The 25,871-nt window shown below is 65.5% G+C and carries 22 protein-coding genes and 1 tRNA gene; 6 read left to right on the top strand and 17 right to left on the bottom strand.

Translation table 11 applies throughout. The annotated features are described in order from the left end of the window. Positions 1–82: 82 nt before the first annotated feature. The 4 genes from nagZ to BLQ76_RS20200 all read right to left on the bottom strand — a co-directional run bounded on the left by nagZ (position 83) and on the right by BLQ76_RS20200 (position 5,918). A complete protein-coding gene (nagZ, locus tag BLQ76_RS20215) occupies positions 83–1,111 on the bottom strand; it encodes a beta-N-acetylhexosaminidase (RefSeq protein ID WP_170842688.1) in 1,029 nt (342 codons plus the stop codon). A gap of 89 nt (positions 1,112–1,200) precedes the next feature. Beyond that, positions 1,201–2,685, bottom strand: coding sequence for an SPOR domain-containing protein (locus BLQ76_RS20210; RefSeq protein ID WP_090676946.1), 1,485 nt, complete (start codon positions 2,683–2,685; stop codon positions 1,201–1,203). A 196-nt stretch (positions 2,686–2,881) separates the two neighbouring features. Next, complete coding sequence (gene argS, locus BLQ76_RS20205; RefSeq protein WP_090676945.1) at positions 2,882–4,633, bottom strand: arginine--tRNA ligase; 1,752 nt, start codon at positions 4,631–4,633, stop codon at positions 2,882–2,884. A 73-nt stretch (positions 4,634–4,706) separates the two neighbouring features. Further along, complete coding sequence (locus BLQ76_RS20200; RefSeq protein WP_090676943.1) at positions 4,707–5,918, bottom strand: deoxyguanosinetriphosphate triphosphohydrolase; 1,212 nt, start codon at positions 5,916–5,918, stop codon at positions 4,707–4,709. Between the two features lie 145 nt (positions 5,919–6,063). Here BLQ76_RS20200 and erpA point away from each other — a divergent pair, with 145 nt between their 5' ends. Together erpA and xth are read left to right on the top strand one after the other, a co-directional pair. Further along, positions 6,064–6,405: an iron-sulfur cluster insertion protein ErpA gene (gene erpA, locus BLQ76_RS20195; RefSeq protein ID WP_090676942.1), complete on the top strand. Its 342-nt coding sequence runs from the start codon at positions 6,064–6,066 to the stop codon at positions 6,403–6,405. Positions 6,406–6,426: 21 nt separating this feature from the next. Then, a complete protein-coding gene (xth, locus tag BLQ76_RS20190; protein WP_090676940.1) occupies positions 6,427–7,209 on the top strand; it encodes an exodeoxyribonuclease III in 783 nt (260 codons plus the stop codon). A 39-nt stretch (positions 7,210–7,248) separates the two neighbouring features. On the opposite strand, the gene BLQ76_RS20185 is transcribed toward xth, so the two are convergent. The 7 genes from BLQ76_RS20185 to BLQ76_RS20155 form a co-directional block, all read right to left on the bottom strand. Further along, complete coding sequence (locus tag BLQ76_RS20185) at positions 7,249–8,049, bottom strand: tetratricopeptide repeat protein (RefSeq protein ID WP_090676939.1); 801 nt, start codon at positions 8,047–8,049, stop codon at positions 7,249–7,251. 374 nt (positions 8,050–8,423) lie between these two features. Further along, positions 8,424–9,764: a long-chain fatty acid transporter gene (locus tag BLQ76_RS20180; RefSeq protein ID WP_244519752.1), complete on the bottom strand. Its 1,341-nt coding sequence runs from the start codon at positions 9,762–9,764 to the stop codon at positions 8,424–8,426. Between the two features lie 301 nt (positions 9,765–10,065). Further along, positions 10,066–12,843 carry a valine--tRNA ligase gene (locus BLQ76_RS20175; RefSeq protein ID WP_090676937.1) on the bottom strand — a complete coding sequence of 926 codons (2,778 nt, stop codon included), beginning with the start codon at positions 12,841–12,843 and terminating at the stop codon, positions 10,066–10,068. A 101-nt stretch (positions 12,844–12,944) separates the two neighbouring features. Further along, positions 12,945–13,784, bottom strand: a complete 840-nt coding sequence (locus tag BLQ76_RS20170) for a DUF2497 domain-containing protein (protein WP_090676936.1) — start codon at positions 13,782–13,784, stop codon at positions 12,945–12,947. Positions 13,785–13,918: 134 nt separating this feature from the next. Then, positions 13,919–15,337: a TolC family outer membrane protein gene (locus tag BLQ76_RS20165; protein ID WP_244977958.1), complete on the bottom strand. Its 1,419-nt coding sequence runs from the start codon at positions 15,335–15,337 to the stop codon at positions 13,919–13,921. Positions 15,338–15,554: 217 nt separating this feature from the next. Continuing rightward, positions 15,555–16,208, bottom strand: a complete 654-nt coding sequence (locus BLQ76_RS20160) for a protein-L-isoaspartate O-methyltransferase family protein (RefSeq protein ID WP_090676934.1) — start codon at positions 16,206–16,208, stop codon at positions 15,555–15,557. 152 nt (positions 16,209–16,360) lie between these two features. Further along, a tRNA-Leu gene (locus BLQ76_RS20155) sits at positions 16,361–16,445 on the bottom strand. Between the two features lie 153 nt (positions 16,446–16,598). Here BLQ76_RS20155 and lipB point away from each other — a divergent pair. The 4 genes from lipB (at position 16,599) to BLQ76_RS20135 (ending at position 19,477) form a co-directional block, all read left to right on the top strand. Beyond that, positions 16,599–17,342, top strand: coding sequence for a lipoyl(octanoyl) transferase LipB (lipB, locus tag BLQ76_RS20150; RefSeq protein ID WP_090676933.1), 744 nt, complete (start codon positions 16,599–16,601; stop codon positions 17,340–17,342). Further along, entirely contained in the window at positions 17,339–17,803 is a 465-nt protein-coding gene (locus tag BLQ76_RS20145) for a YaiI/YqxD family protein (RefSeq protein WP_090676931.1), read from the top strand. Before lipB ends, BLQ76_RS20145 begins: the two co-directional genes overlap by 4 nt. Positions 17,804–17,876: 73 nt before the next feature. Continuing rightward, positions 17,877–18,701: a cytochrome b/b6 domain-containing protein gene (locus tag BLQ76_RS20140; protein ID WP_090676988.1), complete on the top strand. Its 825-nt coding sequence runs from the start codon at positions 17,877–17,879 to the stop codon at positions 18,699–18,701. Beyond that, a complete protein-coding gene (locus tag BLQ76_RS20135) occupies positions 18,698–19,477 on the top strand; it encodes a molybdopterin-binding protein (protein ID WP_090676930.1) in 780 nt (259 codons plus the stop codon). The genes BLQ76_RS20140 and BLQ76_RS20135 overlap by 4 nt, the downstream gene beginning before the upstream one ends. Positions 19,478–19,574: 97 nt before the next feature. Here the strand turns inward: BLQ76_RS20135 and BLQ76_RS20130 are convergent, their stop codons facing one another. The 6 genes from BLQ76_RS20130 to BLQ76_RS20105 all read right to left on the bottom strand — a co-directional run bounded on the left by BLQ76_RS20130 (position 19,575) and on the right by BLQ76_RS20105 (position 25,235). Continuing rightward, positions 19,575–20,297: an ATP12 family chaperone protein gene (locus tag BLQ76_RS20130; RefSeq protein WP_090676928.1), complete on the bottom strand. Its 723-nt coding sequence runs from the start codon at positions 20,295–20,297 to the stop codon at positions 19,575–19,577. A gap of 7 nt (positions 20,298–20,304) precedes the next feature. Further along, a complete protein-coding gene (locus BLQ76_RS20125; protein ID WP_090676927.1) occupies positions 20,305–21,000 on the bottom strand; it encodes an HAD-IA family hydrolase in 696 nt (231 codons plus the stop codon). 5 nt (positions 21,001–21,005) lie between these two features. Continuing rightward, a complete protein-coding gene (locus BLQ76_RS20120) occupies positions 21,006–21,998 on the bottom strand; it encodes an RluA family pseudouridine synthase (protein WP_090676926.1) in 993 nt (330 codons plus the stop codon). A gap of 72 nt (positions 21,999–22,070) precedes the next feature. Beyond that, positions 22,071–22,448 carry a fluoride efflux transporter CrcB gene (crcB, locus tag BLQ76_RS20115; RefSeq protein WP_090676986.1) on the bottom strand — a complete coding sequence of 126 codons (378 nt, stop codon included), beginning with the start codon at positions 22,446–22,448 and terminating at the stop codon, positions 22,071–22,073. Between the two features lie 27 nt (positions 22,449–22,475). After that, positions 22,476–23,822, bottom strand: coding sequence for a replication-associated recombination protein A (locus BLQ76_RS20110; protein WP_090676924.1), 1,347 nt, complete (start codon positions 23,820–23,822; stop codon positions 22,476–22,478). 18 nt (positions 23,823–23,840) lie between these two features. Continuing rightward, on the bottom strand, positions 23,841–25,235 hold the full coding sequence (locus BLQ76_RS20105) for a DegQ family serine endoprotease (protein ID WP_090676985.1): 1,395 nt from the start codon (positions 25,233–25,235) through the stop codon (positions 23,841–23,843). Between the last annotated feature and the right edge of the window lie 636 nt (positions 25,236–25,871).

The raw sequence follows: 25,871 nt of genomic DNA, 5'->3' as shown, positions 1-25,871 counted from the left end.
GCAGTCACGACGCTAGGCCGGGATCGTGGCGAGTCTGCGACAGGTCCGGTCTTGCGACCTGATACGTCGATCCGTCGATGGTTCAGGCCAATCGCGACAGGAGCTGGTCGAACTCGGCTCGCCAGACGCTCGCGTCGCCCGTTTCGGTCGGACCGGCACGGATCACGTCGAGCGCCCGCTCCGCTCGCCGAAGGGCGGATCCCGTCAGCTCGGGGACCATCGCTGCGATCGACCGCATCTCCGCCATGTCGCCGTTGCAATGGAGTGCCAGATCGCAGCCGGCGTCGATCGCGCGGGCTGCCAGATCGCCGATGTCGCCCTGAAGCGCCTTCATCGACATATCGTCGGTCATGAGAAGGCCGCCAAAGCCGATCTCACCACGAATGATATCTCCGATCACCGTCGGCGAGAGCGTTGCCGGCCGATCCGGATCGATCGCTTCGAACAGGAGATGGGCGGTCATTCCGGCCGGAAGGTCGCGATGAGCTTGGAACGGGATGAAGTCGTCGCGCCGTAGCGCTTCAAGCGGCGCGGACACGCGAGGCAGTTCGAGATGGCTGTCCACCTCGCTGCGGCCGTGACCGGGCAGATGCTTCATGACCGGCAGCATTCCCCCTGCAGCCAGGCCTGCCGCGGCTGCACCGCCGAGCGCCGCGACGCTTGCACCGTCGTTGGCATAAGAGCGATCGCCGATCACCGTATGGGCGCCGGGTTGGAGGACATCGAGGCAGGGGATGCAGTCGACGTTGATCCCGAACCCACCCAGCAGTTCGGCGGCCAGAAGGCGGCCCTGCAGCCAGGCCGCCCGCAGCCCGTCCTCACGCGATACGGCGAACACGCGACCGATCTCAGCGGAAGGTGGCATGCGGGGACTGAGCGGCGGACGCAGCCGCTGGACGCGCCCGCCTTCCTGATCGATCAGAACGGGAACGGTATCGCGCCCCCCGATCTCCATCAGTTCCGCCACGAGGTCGCGCACCTGCGCGGCCTCGCCGATGTTGCGTCCGAAGAGGATGAAGCCCCAGGGGCGTTCGTCGCGAAAGAAGGCGCGCTCGTCCGGCGTCAGCGACCAGCCGCTGCAACCGGCGATCCAGCTTTTGGATGTCGTCATGATCGGCTCTCGAATGGGCGCATCGAAGGAATCGGATCGGGGAGCCGGAATCGTGCCCGCGCGAGCGAACACGGCGGCTGCACCGATCGTCAACGCGTCACGAAGCAGCTTCCGCCGGCCGACTTCAGGGTTTCGCACAGCTCGACGGCCTCGTCGCGGGATTCGGCCGCAATCCGGACCCGGTAGAAGGTTCCCTTGCCGGGGATCTCCGCGGTCCGGATCCCCACGCCCCGCGTTCCGATCTGGCTGGAGAAGCGGCGCGTCAGGCTCGACATGGAGTCGCGGGCTGCGGCTTCGTTCGGCTGCGACGAGATCTGGACGTAGAAGCCGTCGCCGACGCGTGGCGCATCCGCCAATTCACCGGCGGTGGGCGAAGCAGGAGTCGCTACAGCGGCGACCTCCTGCGCTACCGGCTCGGCGGCAGGCATCGTGGACGCGGTGGTCATGGCGGCATCATCGCCGAACGGCATGGACGGCGCGATACCGGCAACGGGATCCAGCACCGCCGCATGGGCGGTCGACGACGCAGGCAGAAGCGCGGAGGCGCCGGACGCATCAGCCGGCGCGTCGGAGGCCACGAGCGTCCCGTCGGGGCGCACCGTGAGCGTGCGAACCTTGCGCGGCTGCAACGTCTCGCTTTCCGGCTCGCGTTCAGCGACTTGGCTCGCCGCTTCGCCGGGAAGCGGAACCTCGTCGCCGACCTCGACCCCGGGCAGAGCATCGGCTGCCGGCTCGTCTTCGGCGATCTCGAGTGGCTCCTCGATCGCGGTCACCAGCTCATGCTGAGTCGGTGCGGCGATGGGGCCGCCGGCGACGCTGCCGTAGACCGCCTTGTTCTGGTTGGGAATGGAGCGTCCGCCGGGATCGGCCGGCGCGATCTTGAACGGCTCGGCGTCCGCCTTGATGAGAAGCGGTCCATCCGCGCTGCCGCCGACCGGCACTGCGCCCGACCACGCAAGAACACCGACCGCGCCGAGCACGACAACAGCCGCGACACCGCCGACCGTCATAGCAAGGCTTCGCCCGCGTACGATTCGACGCGGCGCCTCGTAGGCCTCCTCGTCGTCGTAGTCCGCGTAGTAGCCGTCGTCCTCGTCGTGGGCCGGCACGGTTCGCATCGCCGCGAGTTCGCTGGCGATCAACTCGTCGAAGTCGTCGAGCGTCCGGCCACCGGTCGGCGCGTGTTCATCGGCCTGCCGCGCCGGGGCGAAGGACTGCGTTTCCGCCGGCGCGTTGACACGCGGACGGGCCGGACTGCTGAGGCCGCGAAGAGCTTCGTCGATCTGGAGATCGGCATCCGGGCCATCGAGCCGCATCTCGCCGGACACCGAGGGAACCGCGACCGACGCCATCGAGCCGGACTGGGCCGGAGAACGACGCGGCGCACTGCCGCGATCGTAGGTGAAGCTGTCCCAGTTGGATTGAAGCGGAACCTCGACGGGTTCGAAGCCAGCGTAGATCGGCTCCGAACCGGCTACCGTTCGAGCACCGCCGCCCTCGACCGCGCGCACGAGGTCGCCGAACGGATCCTTTCGCGGCGTGCCGCCGCCCAAAGACTCGTTTGTAGGCTTCATCGCAATCGACCCCTCGCGGGACTGAACGGCCCGCCCCTTCCGAACGCCTATTATGCCGGGCGAACCTTGCGCATGGAGCAACACCGAACGGAAACGCCAACGCGTGCGTTCGGTATCGATTCGGTTCGGCTCGCCAGGTCCCCGACCTGACGAGTGGCAAGCGATGTTGTCTAAAGGATGGTTGCGCGGGTCCGCGTCAGCGCATCTCGTCCGGCGCCGAAACGCCCGTGAGCCCCAATCCCGAGGCAACGACGGTGCCGACCGCCCGCACGAGCGCAAGTCGTGCAAGGGTCAGATCGCGGGCCTCCGCACGCACGAAGCGCAGGTCCGTCTGGTCCTTGCCGCGATTGTACTGGGCGTGGAAGGCCTGCGCGAGATCATAGAGGTAGAAGGGCAGACGATGCGGCTCACGCGATGCGGCCGCTGCCTGAACCAGACGAGGGAACTCCGCGAGCTTGCGTACCAGCGCGATCTCGCCCTCGTCGGTGAGCAGATCGAGAGCCTTCGCGTCCAGCTCGGCGATGTTCCCAACGTCGATGCCCTCGCCGGTCGCCTGACGCATGATCGAGGCGGTCCGCGCGTGGGCATACTGCACGTAGAAGACGGGGTTGTCCTTGGACTGCTCCGTCACCTTGCGGAAGTCGAAGTCGAGCGGGGCGTCGCTCTTGCGGAACAGCATCATGAAGCGCACCGCGTCGCGCCCCACCTCGTCCACGACGTCGCGCAGCGTCACGAACTCGCCGGCCCGCTTGGACATCCGGACGGGCTCACCGTCGCGGAACAGCTTGACGAGCTGACACAGGATCACGTCGACCGTCGCCTTCTCGCCGGCCACCGCCTTGGCGACCGCCTCGAGGCGCTTGACGTAGCCGCCATGGTCGGCGCCCAGCACGTAGACCATCTCGTCGAAGCCGCGCGCGAACTTGTCGGCGAAATAGGCGACATCAGCCGCGAAGTAGGTATACGCGCCGTCCGACTTCACGAGAGGCCGATCGACGTCGTCACCGACATCGGTCGAGCGCAGAAGAGTCTGTTCGCGATCTTCCCAATCTTCGGGAAGCTGGCCCTTGGGCGGCGGCAGACGGCCCTCGTAGACAAAGCCACGCTCGCGCAGATCAGCGATCGCCGTTTGGATACGGCTTTCATCGCCCTCGTGCAGAGTGCGCTCCGAGAAGAAGACATCCTGCTGGATGCCGAGCGCCTTCAGGTCGTCGCGAATGCCCATCATCATCGCGGCGATCGCATACGACCGCACGATCGGAAGCCAAGCCGCCTCGTCCATGTCGAGGAGTTCGCGCTTGTAGCGAATGGCCAGCGCCGCACCGACCGTCTTGAGGTAGTCACCCGGATACAGGCCGGCCGGTATCTCACCGATCGTCTCGCCGAGCGCTTCGCGGTAGCGCAGCATGGTCGAGCGAGCGAGGACGTTCACCTGCTCGCCGGCGTCGTTGATGTAGTATTCCTTGGCGACCTCGTCGCCGGCGAAGGCCGCGAGATTGGCGATCGTGTCGCCCACGACCGCGCCGCGGCAATGCCCCACATGAAGGGGGCCGGTCGGGTTGGCCGAGACGTATTCGACGTTGAGCCGGTGTCCCGTCGGCGTGCCGCGACCATAGTCGGCTCCGAGCCGCAGGATGTCGTGGAGATGCCGGGTCCAGAAGCTCCGCTCGAGCCGCAGGTTGATGAAACCAGGTCCGGCGATCTCGACCGCCGCCACATCGCCGTCGGCACGCAATCCTTCCGCGATGCGTTCCGCCAGATCGCGCGGCTTCTGCCCCAGTGGTTTGGCCAGGACCATCGCCGCGTTCGTCGCGAGATCGCCATGCGCCGCGTCGCGCGGCGGCTCGACGGCGATACGCGACAGATCGGCTTCACCGATACCCAACCCGTCGAGCGTCGCACGCACGGTCCGCGCGACGCGCTGCTCGAAGTCGGCGAAGATGTTCATGGACGCGTTCCGGCTGTTGCGAGGGTGCGCTCCGCATGCCCACAGATTTGGGCGGCGCAGCGAAACCGGCGCGCTAGCCCAATTCGCCCGAAGCGTCAAACAGGCGGCGGTGTTCGCCCATCGCGTAGCTGTCGGTCATGCCGGACAGGTAGTCCGACACATGCCGCGCCAACCGCTCGCCCTCCAGCGGAACGGCTGCATTCCAATCGCCGCGCATGAGTTGCGGATCGGCCAGGAAAGCGTCGAACAACTCCTCAACCACGACCTCGGCTCGGTCCATCACGCTCATCACGCTGGGATCGCGATACACGCGTGCAAACAGAAAGCTCCGCGTCTGCGCGACGGCGGCACGCATGTCTGCCGAGAAGTCGAGAAGGGTTCGCCGAGCCCCTTGCACGTCCTCCCGCGATCCGACGTCATCCTCCGCCAATCGCCTCTGCGTGGCGTCGATCACGTCCTCCACCATGCGCGTGATGTGACGACGCATGATCTCGTGCGACGCGCGCACGGGATCGAGACCGGGATAGCGCGCTCGAACCTCGCGAAGGATATCGCCGGCCAGATCTAGCTCGGCCAGATCATCGAGTTGGATGAGACCGGCTCGCAGCCCATCGTCGAGATCGTGGGTGTTGTAGGCAATGTCATCAGAGATCGCAGCCGCTTGCGCTTCGAGGCTCGCAAAACGGTGGAGGTCCAGCGGGAACTCGCGATCGAAGTCGAGGATCGCTGCCGGCACGGAATCAGACACGGACGCATGGGTCCCGACCAGGGGGCCGTTGTGCTTGACCAGCCCTTCCAGGGTCTCGAAGCAGAGATTGAGGCCGTCGAACTCCGCATACCGGCGCTCAAGGGCGGTGACGATGCGCAGCGACTGCGCGTTGTGGTCGAAGCCGCCAAACCCCGCCATGCAGCGGTTCAACGCCCGCTCGCCGGCATGCCCGAACGGCGTATGACCGAAGTCATGGACCAAGGCGACCGCTTCGGTCAGGTCCTCGTCGAGACGAAGAGCGCGCGCAAAGGCGCGGGCGATCTGCGACACCTCGATCGTGTGGGTGAGCCGCGTACGAAAGTGATCGCCCTCGTAGGCGACGAAAACCTGCGTCTTGTGCTTCAATCGCCGGAACGCCGTGGAATGGACGATGCGGTCGCGATCGCGCTGGAAGGGCGTCCGCGTACGGCTCGCGGGTTCGGGAAAAAGGCGCCCGCGGCTCGTGTCCGCACGGACGGCAAAGGGCGCGAGACCATCGCGGCCGAAGCCGATCGTCGACGGGGAGAAGGCAGCCATGGTCGTGTCCGGTATCGGCGGTTCGACGGCCGTTCGAAACGGTCCATTCCCGGACCGCGACGTTGACCCTCGTCCCCCTCGTCCATACGTTAGCGGGTAGCCTCCAACAAGCAGAAGGCCGGCTCCTCCCGCCGGATCCAACGCCATGAGCGAGACGCTCGCCGCTCCGATCACCGTTTCCGATGCTGCCGCCCGCCGGATCGTCGCGATCCTGGCCAAGACCCATGATGACGACGCGCTTCGCATCTCGGTCGAGGGCGGCGGATGCTCCGGCTTTTCCTACAAGTTCGATCTCACGCACGAGCGCGAAGACGACGACGTCGTCATCGAGCATGCGGGTGCGCGTGTTCTGATCGATCCCGTCTCGGTCGGCTTCATGGACGGTGCCGTAATCGACTTCGTCGACGACCTGATGGGTCAGTCCTTCCAGATTCGGAACCCGAACGCCGTCGCTTCCTGCGGCTGCGGAACGTCGTTCGCCGTCTGAACCCGCCGAGCAGGAACGCGCATGCTTGTCGCCACCTGGAACATCAACGGCGTCAAGGCGCGTCTCGATGCCCTTCTCGCCTGGCTCGACGAGCGTCAGCCGGACGTCGTCGGTCTGCAGGAGATCAAGAGCGTCGACGAGCAGTTTCCCCGCGCCGAATTGGAAAAGCGCGGTTGGCACGTCGAGACGCACGGCCAGAAGGGCTTCAACGGTGTCGCCCTTCTGTCGAAGGAGGCCCCGATCCGCGTCGAGCGGCGCCTGCCCGGTGCACCGGAAGACGAACAGTCGCGTTTCATCGAGGCGGTGTATGCCATCGGCGACCGGCGGGTGCGTGTCGCCTGCCTCTATCTACCGAACGGCAACCCGTTGGGGACCGAGAAATTCTCCTACAAGCTCGACTGGATGGCACGGCTTGAGCAGCATGCGCGCACGCGTCTGGGCGAAGAGCTGCCATTCGTCCTGATGGGCGACTACAACGTCATCCCGCAACCCGATGATGTCCGCGATCCATCCGCCTGGGTGAACGACGCCTTGTATCAACCGGAAAGCCGGGCCGCTTATCGTCGGCTGCTGCACCTCGGCCTGACGGACGCCGTGCGCGCCGCCAGCGATGCGCCGGAAACCTATACGTTCTGGGACTATCAGGCCGGTTCCTGGCCGAAGAACAACGGTATCCGCATCGACCACGTCCTTCTGTCGCCGGAAGCGGCGATCCTTCTGCAGGGCGTGTCGATCGACCGTCACGTACGGGGCTGGGAGAAGCCGTCGGATCACGTGCCGGTCGTCGTCGACCTCAGATCGTAAGCCTCAAGCGGTAAGCGCCAGCCGAAACCCGACGAGGCGTCAGCGTGACGCTTCGCCGTCCGATAGGGCGAGCCGGCGATCGTCTTCCGTGGACAACGAGAAGGCTTCTTCCTGCAAGGGTCGGATCCATTCCCGATCCTTCACGGAGGCCAGCTTGAGAGCTCTCGTCAGCATCGCGAGACCGCGCGCGGGATCGGCCCGCATGGAAATGGCTTCCCCGTCGAAGAGAAGGTATCCGAGCAAGGCTTCGGCCTTCGCATAGCCCTTCGCCGCGGCCAGCTTCAGCCACCGAGCCGCCTGACGCGGATTGCTTTTTCCGCCCTCGCCGGCCAGCAGCATACGCCCCAGCTCGAACTGCGCTTCGGCATCGCCGAAGTAGGTCGCGGCATGGGAGTAAAGTTGCCGGGCCTGGCCCGGATCAGCGGCGACCGGGCTGTTCGGTATACCGTCGCGCATGTAGGTCGCCAGAGAGACAATCGCGCTCGCGACATAGGCCGCATTCGGAGACGAGGCCGTGTCGTCCTCCTGGTCGCGCACAATGTCTTCGAACATCTGGAAGGCTTGGTAGTCGTCTTCCTTCACGCCATCGCCGGCGGCGTACATCATGCCGAGCTTCCAGCGAGCACCGGGATGCCCACGCTCCGCAGCCTGTTGCAGCGCCTCGATGGCCTCGGCCTTCTCGCCGCGCTTATAGGCCGCAAAACCCATCGACAGCATCTCGCGCGGCGACGGGGACGGCGGCGTCGCTGCGAGCACAGCCGGGTCGAGCGCAAAGACCGGCGTGGCGCTCAGAACCAACGCCGAGACGACGCCTGCCGCAAGTATCCGGCTAATGCGCATGGGCACCCATCTGGCCAACAGACGAACGCGACATGGAACGAAGGAACGGAACGGGCCCGCTCGCGATCGTTCGCACAATCTGGTTGGTAGCGTTCATCGTCCCTCGCCCGAGCCGCGAAACGTTCGGGCCCGTACCGCTGACGGCGCAGCTCTTGCCCGCCGTTCGTCTTACCCTACGGCGTGCCCCGGCTTTATGGCGGGACCACGGCGTCGAATACGACTTCACGATCATAGGCGATGCAACGTCGCCATACTGTTGCAGCTTTCCAACATCCCCGGACCGCGATGGAAGTTCGCGGCTGAAGTGCCTGTTTCCAAAGCAAAAAGGCGCCCCATACGGAGCGCCTTCGGTGTGTGGATCGCGGGGATAAGACTCAAAAGGTCAGCTTCAGCGAGGCAGACGCCGCGTAAACCCAATCGTCACCGACCGTACCGTTATAGATGGCGCCCCTGTCGATGCTCTGGCTGCCATCGGTCCAGTAGCCGATCAGGCCGCCGACTCGGAGTTCCGCCCAGGTATCCTTGAGCGAGAGACCGCCCGACAGCGTGTAGAGATCAGTGTAGGTCGTCTCGGCGCCGGTCGAGACGCCCGTGTCGTATCCGATCGAGACGGATCCCGAGATCCGCTCGTTGAAAGCCCGGCCGATACCGATCGAGGCCGTATATCCGTCGTCCCAGTAATAGGGGCTCACGCTCGATGCACCCGCGGTGGTCGTGACGACGGCACGGTTGGTGCTCCAGTCGGTCCAGCGGAACGAAGCGAGAAGCAGCGTGCCCTCGGCGATGCCCGTCTGCGCATTGACGTAGAGGCTTTGCGGACTGGTTGCCGTGTTCTGGAACGCCGGCAGGCCGGACGCGAGCACCGTGCCGGGCGCCGGAAGGGCTCCCAGCAGCGCCGGCGGCGCCGTGATGCCGAGCGCGCCAAGCGCGGTCGGGACGGACACTTCCCGGCCATTCGCGAGCCGAACGAAGGCCGACCCAGTGGACGCGACGTTTCCGGTTCCGGTGATGCTGTCGTGCTCGACCTCGGACCGGTACAGGACCTGCGCCCGGACCGCGTATTCCGGGATCTCGAACGCCGCGCCGATCCGGTAGCCGACGGTCATGTCGTCGCTTGTGTCGACGCTGACCGAGACCGGAAGGAGGAGTTGCGCGTTGGCCCGCGTCAGAGCGCCCTGCAGCGCGACCGGAAGCGTCGCACCGATGTTGCGCGTGGCCAGGCTCTCGCCCTGGAAATCGAAGTCCTCCCCGTAGATGCCGCCCAGGAGGCTGAAGCGCATGCCGTTGGCGGAGTAGCTGACGCGGCAGGTCGCGCTCACCTCGTTGGACTGGAACTCGAGGTTGCGCACACGCGACCCGCCACCGATCGGCGCCGGCTGGGCCCCGCCCGGCAAGCCCGAGTAGTCGCCTTCTGCAGCAAAGGACTCGGTATAGTTCCCGACGCATGCGCCCATGTCGCCGCCATACTTCAGGGCAACGCTCGGGATGCGGTACGTACCGGTGTAGTCGCCGAAGTCACCCGAGACGCCATTGACGCTGGTGAAGCCACGCTCCGGCGAGACGTAGGTGAAGCCCAGTCGGGTGACGAATTCGCCCGGCTCGTAGAGGGTGTCGGTATCGGCTACGCCACGCTGGAAGCCGCCGGCCAACGCCGTGCCGCTTCCCAAGCCGAAGGCCAGTGCGGTTCCCGCCAGCCAACGTCCCCAATGTGCCATGATCGTTCCCCCGATTGCCGTCCCGCGGGAACTCTAAGGTCCCCATCTGGAACAAACCTGTCATGTCGGGTACGCGATGGGAATATGGCAATCCTGCGCTGTGCACCGCCTCGCAGGCTGACTCGACATTCAGGAATCAGGCGAAAACCGGCCGCGAAAACCCTGTCACAATTGGGAATTCGGACACCCGCGCTGGCTTACGGCAAGGCTGGTCGACGTGTCGCCAAACCGCCACAAACTCTTCCGTTAACGGAAGAGTTCGAGACAGTTGCCGGTAGGAGACAGAATCTGACGCCGACCGCTAGCCCAACATGGCGATCGCGGCTTCGAGCTTCTCGACTTCCGCGACGTAGTCGCGCCGCTTCTCGCGTTCCTGCTCGACGATCTCGTCGGGCGCACTCGCGACGAACCGTTCGTTGGCCAGCTTGCGGTCGATTCGCTCAACCTCGCCTCGTGCCTTCGTGGCGGCCTTCCCGAGACGGGTCTTCTCCGCGGCGATATCGATCATGCCGGCCAGTGGGAGAGCGTAGGTTTCTCCGCCCAGGACGAACTGTGCGGCTTGCTCGGGCGCCGTGGAGGCAACCGAGACGGAACTCACGCGACCCAGTCGCCCGAGTGCCGCCTTGTGGCGATCCAGCCGTTCGACCGCCATCGGGGTAGCACCGACGGCCACCAACGGGGCCTCGGCACCCGGCGGAACGTTCATCTGCGAGCGGACCGAGCGAATCGTTCCCACCATCTCGACGAGCCAGTTGAGATCTTCGGCTGCCTCCTCGTCGCGGTAGTCGAGTGCCGGCCATGGCGCGTGGCACAGAAGCGTCGAGCGTGGCGAGCCGGCTGGCGCTGTCACAGCCCAAAGCTCTTCCGTGAGGAACGGCATCATCGGGTGCAGCAGCGCATACAACTGGTCGAGGATGAAGCCCGTGACGCGGCGCGTCTCCTCCTTCGCGGCCTCGTCCGCACCGAGGAAGATCGGCTTCGTCAGCTCAACATACCAGTCGCAAACGACGTTCCAGGCGAAACGATAAACGGCGCTGGCAGCATCGTTGAAGCGGTAAGCCGCCAATGCGTCGTCGACCTCGCGAATCGCCAGCGATAGCTCGCTGAGCGCCCAGCGGTTCACGGGTTCGCTCAACGCGCCGGGATCGACGACCGCGCCGTGGACCGCCCCGTTCATCTCGGCAAAGCGGGTCGCGTTCCAGATCTTCGTGCCGAAGTTGCGATAGCCCGCGATCCGTTGCGGATCGAGTTTCACGTCGCGACCTTGCGCGGCGAGGATCGTCAGCGTGAACCGCAAGGCATCGGCGCCGAACTCGTCCACGAGATCGAGCGGATCGATGACGTTTCCCTTGGACTTCGACATCTTCGCGCCGTTCTTGTCGCGAACGAGCGCATGCATGTAGACCGTGCGGAACGGCACCTCGTCCGTCACGTACAAGCCCATCATCATCATCCGGGCGACCCAGAAGAAGATGATGTCGAAACCGGACACCACGACATTGGTCGGGTAGTAGGTCTTCAGCTCCGGGGTTTCGTCAGGCCAGCCCAGCGTCGAGAAGGGCCACAGTCCGGACGAGAACCAGGTGTCGAGCACATCCTCGTCACGCGTCAGGAACGTCGCCCGCTCGTCGGCGTTCTCGGCGAGTTCCCGAGCGCGGGCGTCGGTGATCGTACCGTTGGTCACATAGTGAGCGAGCGCCGCGGCCGCGGCCGCGTCTTCATCCTCGTCCACGAAGACCGTTCCGTCCGGTCCATACCACGCCGGAATCTGGTGACCCCACCAGAGCTGGCGCGAGATGCACCAGGGCTCGATGTTCTCCATCCAGTCGAAGTAGGTCTTCTCCCAGTTTCGCGGCACGAAGGTGGTCTGTCCTTCGCGCACCGCCGCGATCGCCGGGCGCGCCAGGGTCGCAGCGTCGACGTACCATTGGTCGGTCAGGAAGGGCTCCAGCGGAACACCGCCGCGATCGCCATGCGGGACCATGTGGACATGGTCGTCGACCCTGGCGAGATAGCCTTCCTCCGACATCCACTCCACGAGAAGCTTACGGGCCGCGAAGCGGTCGAGGCCCTCGAACATGCCGATCGCCCGCTCGGCATCGTCCGTAAACAGACCCTCCGCGAAGTCCGGATTGTCCCGGATCGCGATACGCGCGTCCGGCGACAGGACGTTGATGCGCGGCAGGTCGTGGCGCTTGCCGACCTCGAAATCGTTGAAGTCGTGGGCCGGCGTGATCTTGACCGCGCCCGACCCGGCCTCGGGGTCGGCATAGTCATCGGCCACGATCGGAATGACACGGCCGATCAACGGCAGACGCACATGGCGCCCGACGAGATCGCGGTAGCGGTCATCGTCCGGGTTCACGGCCACGGCCGTGTCGCCCAGCACCGTCTCGGGCCGTGTGGTTGCGACCGTGATGAAGGTGTTGGCGTTCTCGGGATCGTAGTTCCGGCCCTCGACGGGATAACGGAAATGCCAGAGCGAGCCCTTCACCTCGCGCTGCTCGACCTCGATGTCCGAGATGGCCGTGCGCAGCTTCGGATCCCAGTTGACGAGCCGCCGGTCCTTGTAGATGAGGCCGTCGCGATAGAGCTGGACGAAGACGCGCCGCACCGCGCGCGACAGCCCGTCATCCATCGTGAACCGCTCGCGCGACCAGTCGCACGATGCGCCGAGGCGCCGCAACTGGCGCAGGATCGCACCGCCCGACTCGCCCTTCCAGGCCCAGACGCGCTCCACGAAGGCGTCACGCCCCATCTCGCGTCGATGCGGTTCCCCCCGCTCCGCCAGCTGTCGCTCGACCACCATCTGCGTCGCGATGCCGGCGTGGTCGAGTCCGGGTTGCCAAAGAACGTTGTCGCCCAGCATGCGGCGATGCCGGACGAGGACGTCCTGCAGCGTGTTGTTGAGCGCATGCCCGATATGAAGCGAGCCCGTGACGTTGGGCGGCGGGATCACGATCGAGAAGGCCGGTGCACCCGGGCGTGCGCCCGCACCGGCACGGAAGGCGTCCGCCGCCTCCCACCGCTCCGCGATGCGCGGTTCCACGGCGGCGGCGTCGAAGGTCTTGTCGATCATGGGATTATCCGAGTTGGCACAAGCCGCCCCGGTTAACGCGAACAGGGGCTGGAATCAACGAAACCGGCCCCTGTGCATCTGCTAACTTCGGATCGCCGCGTTTACCGGCGGCCGCCGCGCGACATGCGTTCGATCTCCTCACGGACCAGACGCTCGACCATGCGAGGAAGGTTATCGTCCAGCCATTCCTGCAGCATCGGCCGAAGCATCTCCTGCGCCATGGCTTCGATGGACCGCAGCTCACCGGACCGGATCGCTTGCGCGAGGTCGCTGAACGAAGCGGCGACGAGCGTGCTGGTCGTCTCCGACGTCAAAGGCAGCGTGACCGCCTCGTAGCGCTCCTCGCTCGATGCCAGCGGGCGGTCGCTGTTGGCCGGGCTGAAACCGCCGCGGTCGACCGGAGCCGGTTCGGGTCGCGTTTCGGCTGCTGGCGAGGATGGCGGGTCGTTTCGACGGTCGAAGGACGGTAGGTCGGACATGGTTTGGGGGCCTTCCGTTGGCGACGGGAGTTCCGGCGGGATGGTGACGTCCGGTTCGGGCTGACGTTCGGCCTCGGTTGCCGGCTGCCCCCAGGACGCGGCCAGCTCCTGTTCGAGATCGGCCGTCAGGCGTGCCTCGTCATCGAGTTCCGTTGCAGATGCGCTCGATTCGGAAAGCGACTTCGCCTCTGGTACGGACGCCGTGATGCGGCTCGATACGTCGGAGGCGGCGGCCGCGAGAACTGGGTTGGGGGCTCGGCGACTACCCGACAGGTCCCGTGCGTCGAAGCGGTCCGGAAGGCGCGCAGAAGAAGGCACCGGCCGCTCGGGCGGCGTATCGGCTGCCGGTTCCTCCGGACGAGGCGCCAAGCTTGTGCGATCCTCTCCGGTCTCGATGATCCGGCGGATCGATGCCAGGATCTCATCCATGGATGGTTCCTGCGCGACGGTGGATTTACTCATGACGTTACCGCATCCGCCCTAGCCGGCGCCCTGCCCGCGCCGATTCCTCATCGGATCAAGCTAGCGCCGATGAGCGGGGATTTGAATGCGCGAGCGAGAGGAAATGCGTTCGCAACCGGATTTTGACGCCGGGTTCAGCGCCCGTCCGGCGTGCGAAGCCCGTACCACTTGTCCTGAACCTGCTGGTAATGCTCTTCCGGCTCATAGGCTTCGACGTTCAACGCCAAGCGTTGCGGCGACAAACGGCCGATGGCCGAAGCCAGCTGGTAGGCGGCGACCACGGCGTCGCGCTGCGCACCCGCGAGAAGGATCTGCGCCGTGATCACGTCGGACTGCGCGTTCAGGACGTCGAGAGTCGTTCGCTGCCCGACGTTGCGCTCCTCGACGACGCCGTTGAGCGCCAACTGCGCGGCGGAAACCTGGGCGGTATAGCCCTGAACGTTGGCAACGGCGGCCTGCCGTTGAGCCCAGGCGGTGGCCACCGCGGAGCGGACCTGATCGCGGATCCCGTCGACCTCGATGCGCCGCTGGCTTACGACTTCCTTGGCCTGCCGAACCTGCGACGACACCAATCCACCTTGGTAGATCGGAACCGTCAACCGGGCCGTCACCGTGCCCGAGATCTCGTTCTGCGTGTTGACGACGCCGGGCAACTGATTGCTGTCCGGATCGGACTCCGAGAGCGCGTAGGTGTTGTTGACCGATCCCTGAACCGCGACGGTCGGCAGGAGCCGTCCCTCGGCCGCCTTGACGAGGAAGGAGGCGGCATCGACGGCGAACTGGTTCGCCAGGATCGCCGGATGCTCCTGCTGCGAGATGTCGAGCGCACGGGCCACGCTGGGCGGGATGATCGCGGACGGCGGCAGGTTGCCGGCCTCGAGACGCGTCGGGGGATCGCCGACGACGTCGAGATACTGTGCCTCGCTCGAGGCGACCTGCGCGAGCGCGGTGTTGAGAAGCGCCGTCGCAAGAGCCTGCTCGGCCTGCGCCTGCGCCACGTCCGTGCGCGTGCCCTCGCCGACCTGGAAGCGGGCATCGGCCGCTCGGACCTGCTCGTTCAGGAAGTTGAGGTTCTGCTGGCGGAACGCCGCGATCTCCCGGTCGCGACGAACGTTCATGTAGACCTGGACGGTGCTCAGAAGCGTGTTCTGGACCGTGTTGACGAGATTCTCCTGCGCGGCCCTCACCTGCGCCTGCTGCGCATTGACGTTGTTGGGCGTCTGGAACCCGTCGAAGATGGTCTGGTTGATCTGGATGCCGCCGACCAGCGCCTCGGAGCGACCGTCCGAACTGCGGATGCGGTCGCCGAACGTCGTGCGCGAGCGCGAAGCCTGCGCGTCGGCGGTCGCGGCGACCGTGGGCCGAAGGCCGGCACGAGCCTGCGTGACATTCTCGTCGGTCGCGCGGAGCTGCGCGCGAGCCGAGTTCAGGTCTTGGTTATTCGTATAGGCCTTCGCCAGCGCACCCCGAAGGGTTTCTGCGCTTGCGCCCGGCGCTGTTCCGACGAGAAGAGCCGAGGAGACGGCTGCCAGGATCCAGGAACGCTTGCGCAAATGCTTACTCCGAGTTCTCCCGTCGCAAGCCGATACGAGACCCCGCATCCGCGACAACGGAAAACGGGACGGGCGAACAGGATATGCTTCCCCACCGACATGAACCGCACGCTGGCAAAACGCCAGCGTGGAGTTGCGAAGTACACCGGAATCGCGACCGAGTGTGACCCGTCTAAAACACAAACCGTACGTAAAGCTTGCGTCGCACCGATACCGGCTAGAAGACGAAGCCGCGCTCGCGACGGAAGCCGGGAAGCGGCTTCAGACTGCAGTTGAAGCCGAACCGATCGGAGACGATGCCGTCCTCCTTCGTGTAGAGCTTCGCCATGGCGGATAGGCCCGAGCCGACGACGGTCACCAGGCGACCGCGATCGCGCAGTTGCTCGAAGAAGACGTCGGGCACCTCATCGACCGCCCCTTCGAGAACGATGACGTCATACGGCGCACCTGCGGCATGACCGGTCGTGAGCGGGCCTGTCACGACCTCCGCGTTGGCGACGCCGATCTCCTGCAGAGCGGAACGAGCCGCTTCGGCGAGGGCCTCGTCCTCTTCGAGGGCAACCACATGCGAGCCGACCTGCGCCATCACCGCCGCGCCGTAGCCAGTGCCGCAACCGACGTCGAGCACCGTATCGTCTGGCAGGATCGCGGCCATCTGCAGCAGCTTGGCCAACGGCGAGGGCTCCATGAGGTAGCGACCGGCGACGCCGAGCGGGAGATCCTCGTCGATATAGGCCAGCGATTTGCGGGCATCGGGCACGAAGCGCTCCCGCGCGACGGTCAGAAAGGCGCGCAGCAGTTCGTGGGACGTGACGTCCGTCGTGCGGATCTGGTTATCGACCATCTTCACGCGGGCGGCAGCGAAGTCCATGTCAGGTTCCGGCGTCGTTGGGTTCGGGTGCCGTTCCTTAGGCGTCGGAACCCATGCTGGCAAGCACGGCAAAACGCTCATCCGGAAACAGCCGGTGAGCGTCGAGGGCAGCTGTTGAATTAAGGAAGTCGGCGAGGTCTGCCGAAGAAGGCTGGTGCGGTCGAGAAGACTCGAACTTCCACGGGTTGCCCCACAGCGACCTCAACGCTGCGCGTCTACCAATTCCGCCACGACCGCACGCCGTGTTCCCGCGCCATCCGGTGCGGTGGCGGCGATGTAACAAACGCTTATCGGGGGCACAAGCCCCAAAAGCCGGTTGGTCGTGCGAAAGACGGGAGCGGGGCTGGCGCGAAACTGGATCGCCCGAGCACGAAACGTTAGAACCCTTCCATGGACATCCCCGCTCCTTCCCGCCTGCAAGTCGAGACCGCCACGCTCCCTCGCGACGACAACGCGGCCGTGGAATGGATCGTGCTCGACGAGCTGGTACCCTACGAGACCGCGCTCGCCTTCATGGAAACGCGGGCGGCGGCGATTGCGGCGGGCGAGGCGAACGAGGTGGTCGTGCTTCTGGAGCACCCGCCGATCTACACGGCCGGCACAAGCGCCCGCGCGAGCGACCTTCTCGACGCCGCCCGCTTCCCCGTGTTCCAGACCGGACGCGGCGGCGAGTACACCTATCACGGTCCCGGCCAGCGGGTTGCCTACGTGCTGCTCGACCTGCGGCGGCGCGGTTCCGACGTACGGCGGTTCGTTGCGGCGCTGGAACATTGGATCGTCGATACGCTGGCGCATTATCAGATACGGGGCGAGCGACGCGAGGATCGGGTCGGTGTCTGGGTGCGCCGGCCGGAGCGTGCGCCCCTCGCCGATGGCTCGCCGGCCGAGGACAAGATCGCGGCGATCGGCATTCGCGTTCGCCGCTGGGTCAGTTTCCATGGCATCAGCCTGAACGTCGATCCCGACTTGTCCCACTTTGGCGGCATCGTGCCCTGCGGCATTCAGGGATACGGCGTCACGAGCCTCATCGATCTCGGCGTTCCTGTCTCGATGCCGGAGGTCGATATGGTGCTGCGCGGCAGCTTCGAGAAAGTGTTCGGTCCGTCACAGGCCGCTTCGGGACGACCGACGTGACGGTCTCGGCGCTGCGGGTGCTGGTGGATGCCGACGCCTGTCCCGTGAAGGACGAGGCTCTCGAGATCGCCCGTCGCTTCGAGGCTGAACTCGTGCTGGTCTCGAACGGCGGTATGCGCCCCTCCCGCTATCCCGGAGCCCGCATCGTTGTCGTGTCGGCTGGCGCGGACGCGGCGGATGACTGGATTGCGGCGGAAGCGGGCGACAAAGACGTCGTGGTCACGGCCGATATTCCGCTGGCGGCTCGTGCCCTCGAGCGAGGGGCGGCGGTGATCAACCCCAACGGGCGTCCCTTCACCGCGGAGTCGATCGGTACGGCCCTCTCGATGCGAGCGTTCAACCAGCATCTGCGAGAAACCGGTGAGAGCCGCGGCTTGAATGCAGCCTTCACCGGCGCGGATCGGGCCCGGTTCCGCGGGCAGCTCGATCTCGCGCTGCGACGCTTGGCACAGGTGACCTAGCCCGCGGGATCGTGCCGAAACCATCGGCGACGACCCAACGTATCTTCCGTTCATTCCGACCCGGATGTTCGCCATGAAGCTGATTGCTCCACGAGACGGCCCCGTTGTCCGACGACAATCGGTCTGGACGCGCGCAACGCACTGGCTCTGGGCCATTGCGCTGTTTTTCCTGCTGCTGTCGGGCCTCCAGATCTTCATGGCTCGCCCCGACCTCTACATCGGGACGCAATCGGGCTTTGCGTTCGACAACAGCATCTTCTCGATCGGTGCCGTGGTCGAAAACGGCGTCTTGCGCGGCGTCACGGATCTTTTCGGTCACCGCTTCGACACGACGGGATGGCTCGGCGCGGTATGGCAGAACGGCCAACTCGTTCCGCAGTCATTTCCCGGATGGATGGTGATCCCGACCTATCGGGATCTCGCCTCGGGCCGTGTCGTCCACTTCTTCTTCGCCTGGGTTCTGGGCGCGACGCTTCTGGTGTGGCTGATCAGCAGTCTCGTCAACCGCCACCTCGTGCGCGATGTCCTTCCTCGCGGTCGCGACCTCAAGGCTCTGCCACGCGATGTCGCCGATCACGTACGGCTTCGGTTGCACCACGGCCGCTCCTACAATCCGCTGCAGAAGGTCTCCTACTTCGCAGTCCTCTTCGTCGCGCTACCGCTGATGATCCTGACGGGCCTGACGATGTCGCCGGGTTTCAACGCGCTTGCACCCTGGACGTTGGATCTGTTCGGCGGCCGGCAGACGGCGCGCACCATCCACTTCGTCGTGATGCTGTCGCTGGTGGCCTTCTTCGTCGTCCACATCGCGATGGTCGTCCTCGCCGGCCCCTTCAACGAGCTGCGATCGATGATCACGGGCCGCATGCGAATCGATCCCGAGGAGACCCAACCGTGACCTTGCGCCTCGACCGCCGCCGCTTCCTGACGGGACTCGGACTCGCATCCGCGCTGCCGCTGTCGGGTTGTTTCGATCCGCTCGTCGCGAGCGACTCGACAGCGCGCAACGTTCTCGAAAAGGCAAACGATCTCACCTATCGCGCGCAACGTCTCCTCCTGCGATCGGACCAGCTCGCGCCGGAGTTCGCGGCCAGCGAGATCCGCCAGCCGATGCGTCCGAACGGCACGGTCAGCCCACAGGACGCGGACTACATGGTTCTCGTCCGGGAGAACTTCGCTTCCTGGCGGTTCACGATCGACGGCATGGTCGAGCGTCCGATGCGCGTCTCGCTGGACGAACTGCGCGCGATGCCCTCCCGCACGCAGATCACGCGGCACGATTGCGTGGAGGGCTGGAGTTGCGTCGCCAAGTGGACGGGGACGCCCCTTGCCGGGCTTCTGGATCAGGCGGGCGTCAAGGCGCAGGCGCGCTACGTCGTCTTCAACTGCCTCGATACCATGGAGAACGGCTTCCTGGGTCCGGTGCGGTACTACGAGTCGATCGACCTTGTGGATGCACGCCATCCGCAGACCATCCTGGCCTATGGACTGAACGATGCTGCGTTGCCGGTCGCCAACGGGGCGCCGTTGCGCGTGCGGGTCGAGCGGCAGCTCGGCTACAAGATGGCGAAGTTCCTGAGCGGAATCACCCTGACCGACAGTCTGCAGGCGTTCGGTGACGGCAGCGGCGGCTACTGGGAAGATCGCGGCTACGAATGGTTCGCCGGGATCTAGCCATGGGCTTGATGCTCGGGCGGCAAGGCGCCCGTCTTCTGCACCAGGTTGGTTGAACCAGGAAACGGGCCGCTATTCGTTCAAGGTAGGCCTTGGCTCAGTTCCTGCCGAGGAGAAGCGCCGCCGCGCGCATATCGGCGAAGCGCGCGGTTCGACGCGCGTTCGCTTCCTCGTCCTCGCCCCACTGCTCGATGTTCCAGTCCTCGTCGATATGCGCCAAGGACCATGCCGTGGCCGCATCGAGCCGTCCGGCCGCCAGAGCCAACGCGAGCATCAGCGATCCCGTAAGCGTTGTCGCCTGATGGAGAGCGCCAAGGCGGAACGGGTCCGTCTCCCGCTCCAAACGAACGCGCAGAGCGGCAACCGTTTCGGCGGGCTGCGCGACATAGATTACGCCCTGCCCGACCGCAAACAGAGCGGCGATTTCCTCCTCCACCCAACGTACGACGGGATCCCAGCGCTCGGCCTGACGCTGCACCAGACGATCCGGTCCATCGGCACGGTAGGCCAACAGGTCCGTCTCGGCATAGCGAGCCAGATCCTGCCGGATGGGTTCGGGATTGGGCGTAATCCCATCGATGATCGTATTGCTCAGCCGGGTGAGCGGCATCGTCGCCGGATCAATCACATCACGCTGGCTCCGCCATTCATCGGCGACACCCTCTGCAGACAACCGGGTGGGAAGCGTGAGGGGCGAACGGGCGGGCGTGCGCACGGGCCGGCCGTCGAGGCGTACGGCAAAGCCGTTCGGCTCGTCGGCGATGTCGACACTTGCGTAGAAGCGCTTCGGAAGTTCCGGGCGAGCCGGCACGTTGGACATGGCAGTCCTAATCCAGAACGGGTTGCATCATCGATGATGGCGACTCGAGGAACGATCCAAGAGCAACCTCGAGGGCCGCTGGATCGGGAACGACGTCGTCGGCTCCTGCCGCCACCAGCGTTGCCGGCTCGCACGCCCCCCAAGCAACGCCGATCGCTCGCGCACCCGCCGAGACCGCCATCTGCATGTCGTAAATGGCATCACCCACGACCACCGTTTGAGACGGCTCGATCCCAAGCTCGGCGCAGCATTCCAGAACCATCGCCGGGTGAGGCTTGGAGGGGCAATCGTCGGCCGTTCGAACAGCGAGAAACATGCCGTCGAGCTGATGAGCCGCTACGACGTTGGCGACGCCCCGACGCGACTTACCGGTCACCATGCCGAGCACCACGTCATCGCGACACGCAAGCCGGCGGAGCATCGGCTCGATGCCCGCGAACAGCGCTTCACGGAAGGCCGGCTCGATCTTCGCCGCCATGAACTCCTGGCGGTAGATCGCGACGAGGCTCGGCAACTCGTCCTCGCGCACCGTCGGCGCCAGCCGATGAATGGCCAGGTCGAGCGACAGACCGATGATGCCTTCGATCGCTCGACGTTCCGGCACCGGCAACCCAGCGGTCGCAAAGCAGCGCCGCATCGTCTCGCAAATCAGGCCGAAGCTGTCGGCGAGCGTGCCGTCGCAGTCGAAAAGGATCGCCTTCATGCCGCTCAGTCGTTCTCCGCCGCCTCGTCGAAACCGAAGAGGTTCCATGTCTGAACCATATGCGGCGGTAGCGGCGCGATCTGGTCGATCATACGGCCACCGCCGTCGGGATGCGGGATGACGATTCGTCGGGCATGAAGATGCAGGCGATTCTGAACGCCGCCCGGGAAGTCCCAGTTCGTATCGGCCTCGAAATACTTCGGATCGCCGAGAATCGGATGTCCGATATGAGCGGCGTGAACGCGCAGCTGATGGGTCCGTCCGGTATGGGGCTCCATCTCCAGCCAGGCGTAGTTCTGGGCGACCTGGTCGATGACGCGGTAGTGCGAGAGCGCGTGGTCCGCCCCCTCGTCGCCATGCCGAGCCACCCGCATCCTGTCGCCGTCCGGCGTTTGTTCCTTGACGAGATAGGTCGAGATGCGACCCTCATGCGGCGCCGGCACGCCCTTCACCAGAGCCCAATACGTCTTGCGCGTGTCGCGCTCGCGAAACGCCTTGGTCAACGCCACCGCCGCGCCTCGGGTCCGCGCGACGACCAGAATGCCCGTCGTGTCGCGATCGATGCGATGGACCAGCCGTGGCTTCTCGCCCTTCCGGTTCCGCCAGGCCTCAAGCATCATGTCGACGTGACGCGAGACGCCGGATCCCCCCTGCACCGCCAGACCCGCGGGCTTGTTGAACACGTAGACCTTCTCGTCCTCGTAGATCAGCATCTGGCTGAGCACGTCGGCATCGTTGCGGTCGCGCATCGTGTTGGCCGTCAGCGGAGCGACCTTCAAACGCGCGGCGTCCGCGCCCATGGGCGGGATGCGGATGACCTGTCCGGGCGCGATGCGCGTATCGGTCTTGGCGCGCCCTCCGTCCACGCGTACCTGACCGGAGCGAAGAAGCTTCTGCAGATGACCGAAGCCAAGGCCGGGATAGTGCAGCTTGAACCAGCGATCGAGGCGTAGACCCGCCTCGTCGGGCTCGACTCTGATCTGTTCAACGGACGACATACCGGCTCCTATAAGCGTTCAGCGCCGCAATAGCCTATCCGGAACGAAACCGAAACGGTGTCGCCGCTGACCTCAGAGCATGTGGCGAGCGAGCGCCAGCCCTGCAAACAGCGCGACCAGGCCCAAGCCGACGCTGCCCAGGACGTAGACGAGGCTCGCCAGCGTGTCGCCGCGCTCCCACAGGACGGCTGCATCGAGGGAGAACGACGAGAATGTCGTGTACCCCCCAAGGAAGCCGGTCGTGAGGAGTAGCCTCAACTCGCCGGAGCCGCCGAAGCGCCGGGTGATCATCTCGACCGCGACGCCCATTAGGAGAGAGCCGCTGACGTTCACGAAAACTGTCCCCGAAGGCCAGTCGGGACCCAGCCAGCGCGTACCGGCGAGCGTCACAAGATAGCGGAGCACGGAACCGCACGCGCCGCCGACCGCGACAAGCAGGACATTCAGCAACAAGCTCGATCTCCGGGCAAAAGCCTCTCAGTCACGCGAGCGATCGTCCCGCTCGCGACGCCGGGCATCCCAGTGCTGCAATCGCCGCCCGATCTCCCGTTCCGCGCCGCGGTCCGTCGGTTCGTAGAAGGTTCGCCGACCCAGCCGCTCCGGAAAGTAATCCTGTCCGGAGAAGGCACCCGGCGCGTCATGGTCGTATTCGTAGCCCTGGCCGTAGCCTTCGCTCTTCATCAGCTTCGTGGGTGCGTTGAGTATGTGCGCCGGCGGCGGAAGCGAACCATTCTGCTTCGCCGTGCGAACCGCGGACTTATAGGCGACATAGACGGCGTTCGACTTCGGGGCGCTCGCGAGATAGATGGCGGCCTGCGCCAGCGCGAGTTCGCCCTCCGGACTACCGAGAAAATCGTAGGCATCCTTCGCCGCGTTGCAGACGACCAGCGCCTGGGGGTCCGCAAGGCCGATATCCTCGACCGCCATGCGCACGAGGCGGCGAGCCAGAAACAGCGGGTCCTCACCGGCGTCGAGCATCCGGCAAAGATAGTAAAGCGCTGCATCCGGATCCGACCCGCGCACCGACTTGTGCAGGGCCGAGATGAGATTGTAGTGCCCATCCTGCGACTTGTCGTAGATCGGAGCCCGGCGCTGGAGAACGCGCTGCAACGCGGCCTCGTCCAGGCGTTCACCGGGTCGCGCTGCTCTCCAGGCTTCTTCCGCGAGCGTGAGCACCGCGCGTCCATCGCCGTCCGCCATGCGGAGAAGGGAGAGCCGAGCGGTCTCGTCCAGCGGCAGCTCTCGCCCCTCCGCCTGTTCCGCGCGTTCCAGCAGTTGCGCCAGGCTGGCCTGCGTGTGGGGATGAAGGACGAGAACCCGGGCCCGCGACAGGAGCGCCGCGTTCAGCTCGAAGCTCGGGTTTTCGGTGGTCGCGCCGACCAGCACGACGGTACCATCCTCGAGAACCGGCAGGAAGCTGTCTTGCTGAGCTCGGTTGAAGCGGTGGATTTCGTCCACGAAAAGCAGCGTCCGCCGCCCGCTCCGACGGCGCATACGCGCTGCCTCGAAGACCTTCTTCAAGTCCGCAACGCCCGAGAAGATCGCCGAAATCTGCTCGAACGCGAACTCGGTCTCGTTCGCGAGAAGTCGCGCCAGCGTCGTCTTGCCGGTGCCGGGCGGCCCCCAGAGGATCAGCGATCCCAGCGTGCCACTTGCCAGCATGCGGGAGAGAACACCGTCTGGCCCCGTGAGATGCTCCTGACCGACAACCTCGCTCAAGACGCGCGGACGCAGACGATCGGCAAGCGGGCGCCCTACCCAATCGTCGTCCACGACACGGCGCGCACCGTGGTCCGGTTCGGTGGAGCCGAAAAGATCGGCCATGCTGCCTCGCTCCGCGCCTTAACGCACCCGTTGCACCAGGGTCTTGCCGTCGCGCTCGACCTCGATCTCCCATCCTCGCCGCCCATCCTCGGCACGCCGCTCCAGATCGGCGGACGAATCGATCTTTCGGCCATTCAGTGCGAGGATGACGTCCTTCGGTTGAAAGCCCAGACGAGCCGCCGGGGTGCCGGGCTCGACCTCCATGACCACGACGCCTTGGCGCGTGTCGGGCATGTCGAGTTCCTCCGCCAGACGGGGGGACAGGTTAGCCACGCTCGCGCCGGCAAAGGGCGTCTCCCCCTCGATGCGGCGCTCGTCACGGGCGGGCGTTTCCGGAGCCGCCTGCAAGGCAAGTCGCAGTGTCTCTTCGCCTCCGCTCCCCTCGACCCGCAACTCGGCATCGCGCCCGATCCCGGCCGTGGCTAGTCGGTAGCCCAGCGTATCAGGGTTATCGATGGTGAAGCCGTTCATGGCGAGAACGACGTCCCCTTCCCGCAACCCGGCGTCTTCGGCCGGACCACCGGGTCGGACGGTCTGTACGAGGGCACCGTTTGGCCGAGGCAGGCCAAGCGCTTCCGCGATCTCGGCGGTTACGGGCGTGAACACAGCACCGATGTAGGGACGCTCGAACCGCGTCCCTCGCTCCGCCGCCTCGACGAACGCCCGGACCATGTTGGACGGAATCGCGAAGCCGATCCCGTTCGACCCCCCGGAGCGCGAGAAGATCGCCGTGTTGATGCCGACCAGTTGGCCTCGCATATCGATCAACGCGCCACCCGAGTTGCCGGGATTGATCGCGGCATCGGTTTGAATGAAGTAGCCGAAATCGTTGACGCCGACATGCGTGCGCGCGAGCGCGGACACGATACCGTTGGTCACGGTCTGACCGATACCGAACGGGTTGCCGATGGCCAGCACCAGATCACCGATCTGCGCCGCGTCCGAGTCGGCGATCGGAACGACCGGGAACGGTTCGTCGCCTTCGATCTTCAAGACGGCCAGATCGGTCCGTGCGTCCTTGAGGAGTAACTTCGCGGCAAACTCGCGCCCGTCGGCCAAGGCCACGCGAATCTCGTCCGCATTCTCGATGACGTGGTTGTTGGTCACCAGAACGCCTGAGGATTCGACCAGCACGCCGGAACCCAGCGACGACTCCATCCGGGGACGCGATGGCTGTCGCCCGAAAAACTGTTCGAAGAACGGGTCTCCGGCGAACGGGCTCCGGTTCGCCACGGCCCGCGCCGCGTAGACGTTGACGACCGCTGGCGCACTCGTCTTCACCAGAGGCGCAAAGCTCAGCTTGATCTCGGCTTGGCTCGTCGGGGCGCGAGCCCCCGATGTGATCGGTTGCGACGCGACCGGTGCCGTCGCTTCTTGCGCATGGACCGCTGCTGCTGGCGAGAAGCCGAGCATCACCGCAGAGGCCATCAGTACCGAGAGCGATCGTCCCATGATTCACCTGCCAGCTGCCTAAGTGCGCCTTGGCACGTGGTCGGAATAGGACAGGAACCGGCACGAAAAAAGGGCCCCAAGGGCCCTTTCACATCGAAGTCGAGGATCGCCGCGAGATCAGCGCGACTGCATCCCCATTTCGATGGCAGCCGGGGTCTCCGGCAGTTCAGCGGTTGCGTAGCTGGCGGTCAGTACGCCAAACGCAAAGAACGCACCGAGAAGCGTAAGGACCGTGCGACGCATCGAGAACCCGCTCGTGTTGTTGAGAGCCCCGGTATCTTCCATAGTATTCGTTTAATCCGTGTAAACTCGCCGCGACTTTGGCAGCGTCATGTCCCCATTCGACAAGGAAATGGATCTAACGCAGCTTGGTTGCGTCATGATTTCATTTTGGGGAGCATCAGGCGGTGCGAGTCCCGTATCGCACGGGTTTGCCCATTCAGCTATCACCCAACTGCAACATCTCCTGTCTTATGCAGGATGCGGGGAACCGAACGCTGACAGGGGTTTGGTAACGATCTCGGCCATCCGTGCGTTCAAACATGGTACAGACGGCATCGCGTGCGAGACATGTCCATTCCCGGGACCGCAACCAAC

The sequence above is a fragment of the Aureimonas jatrophae genome (genome assembly GCF_900104035.1).
Lineage (GTDB): Bacteria > Pseudomonadota > Alphaproteobacteria > Rhizobiales > Rhizobiaceae > Aureimonas > Aureimonas jatrophae.
This window is presented reverse-complemented; position numbering and strand designations above follow the sequence as displayed.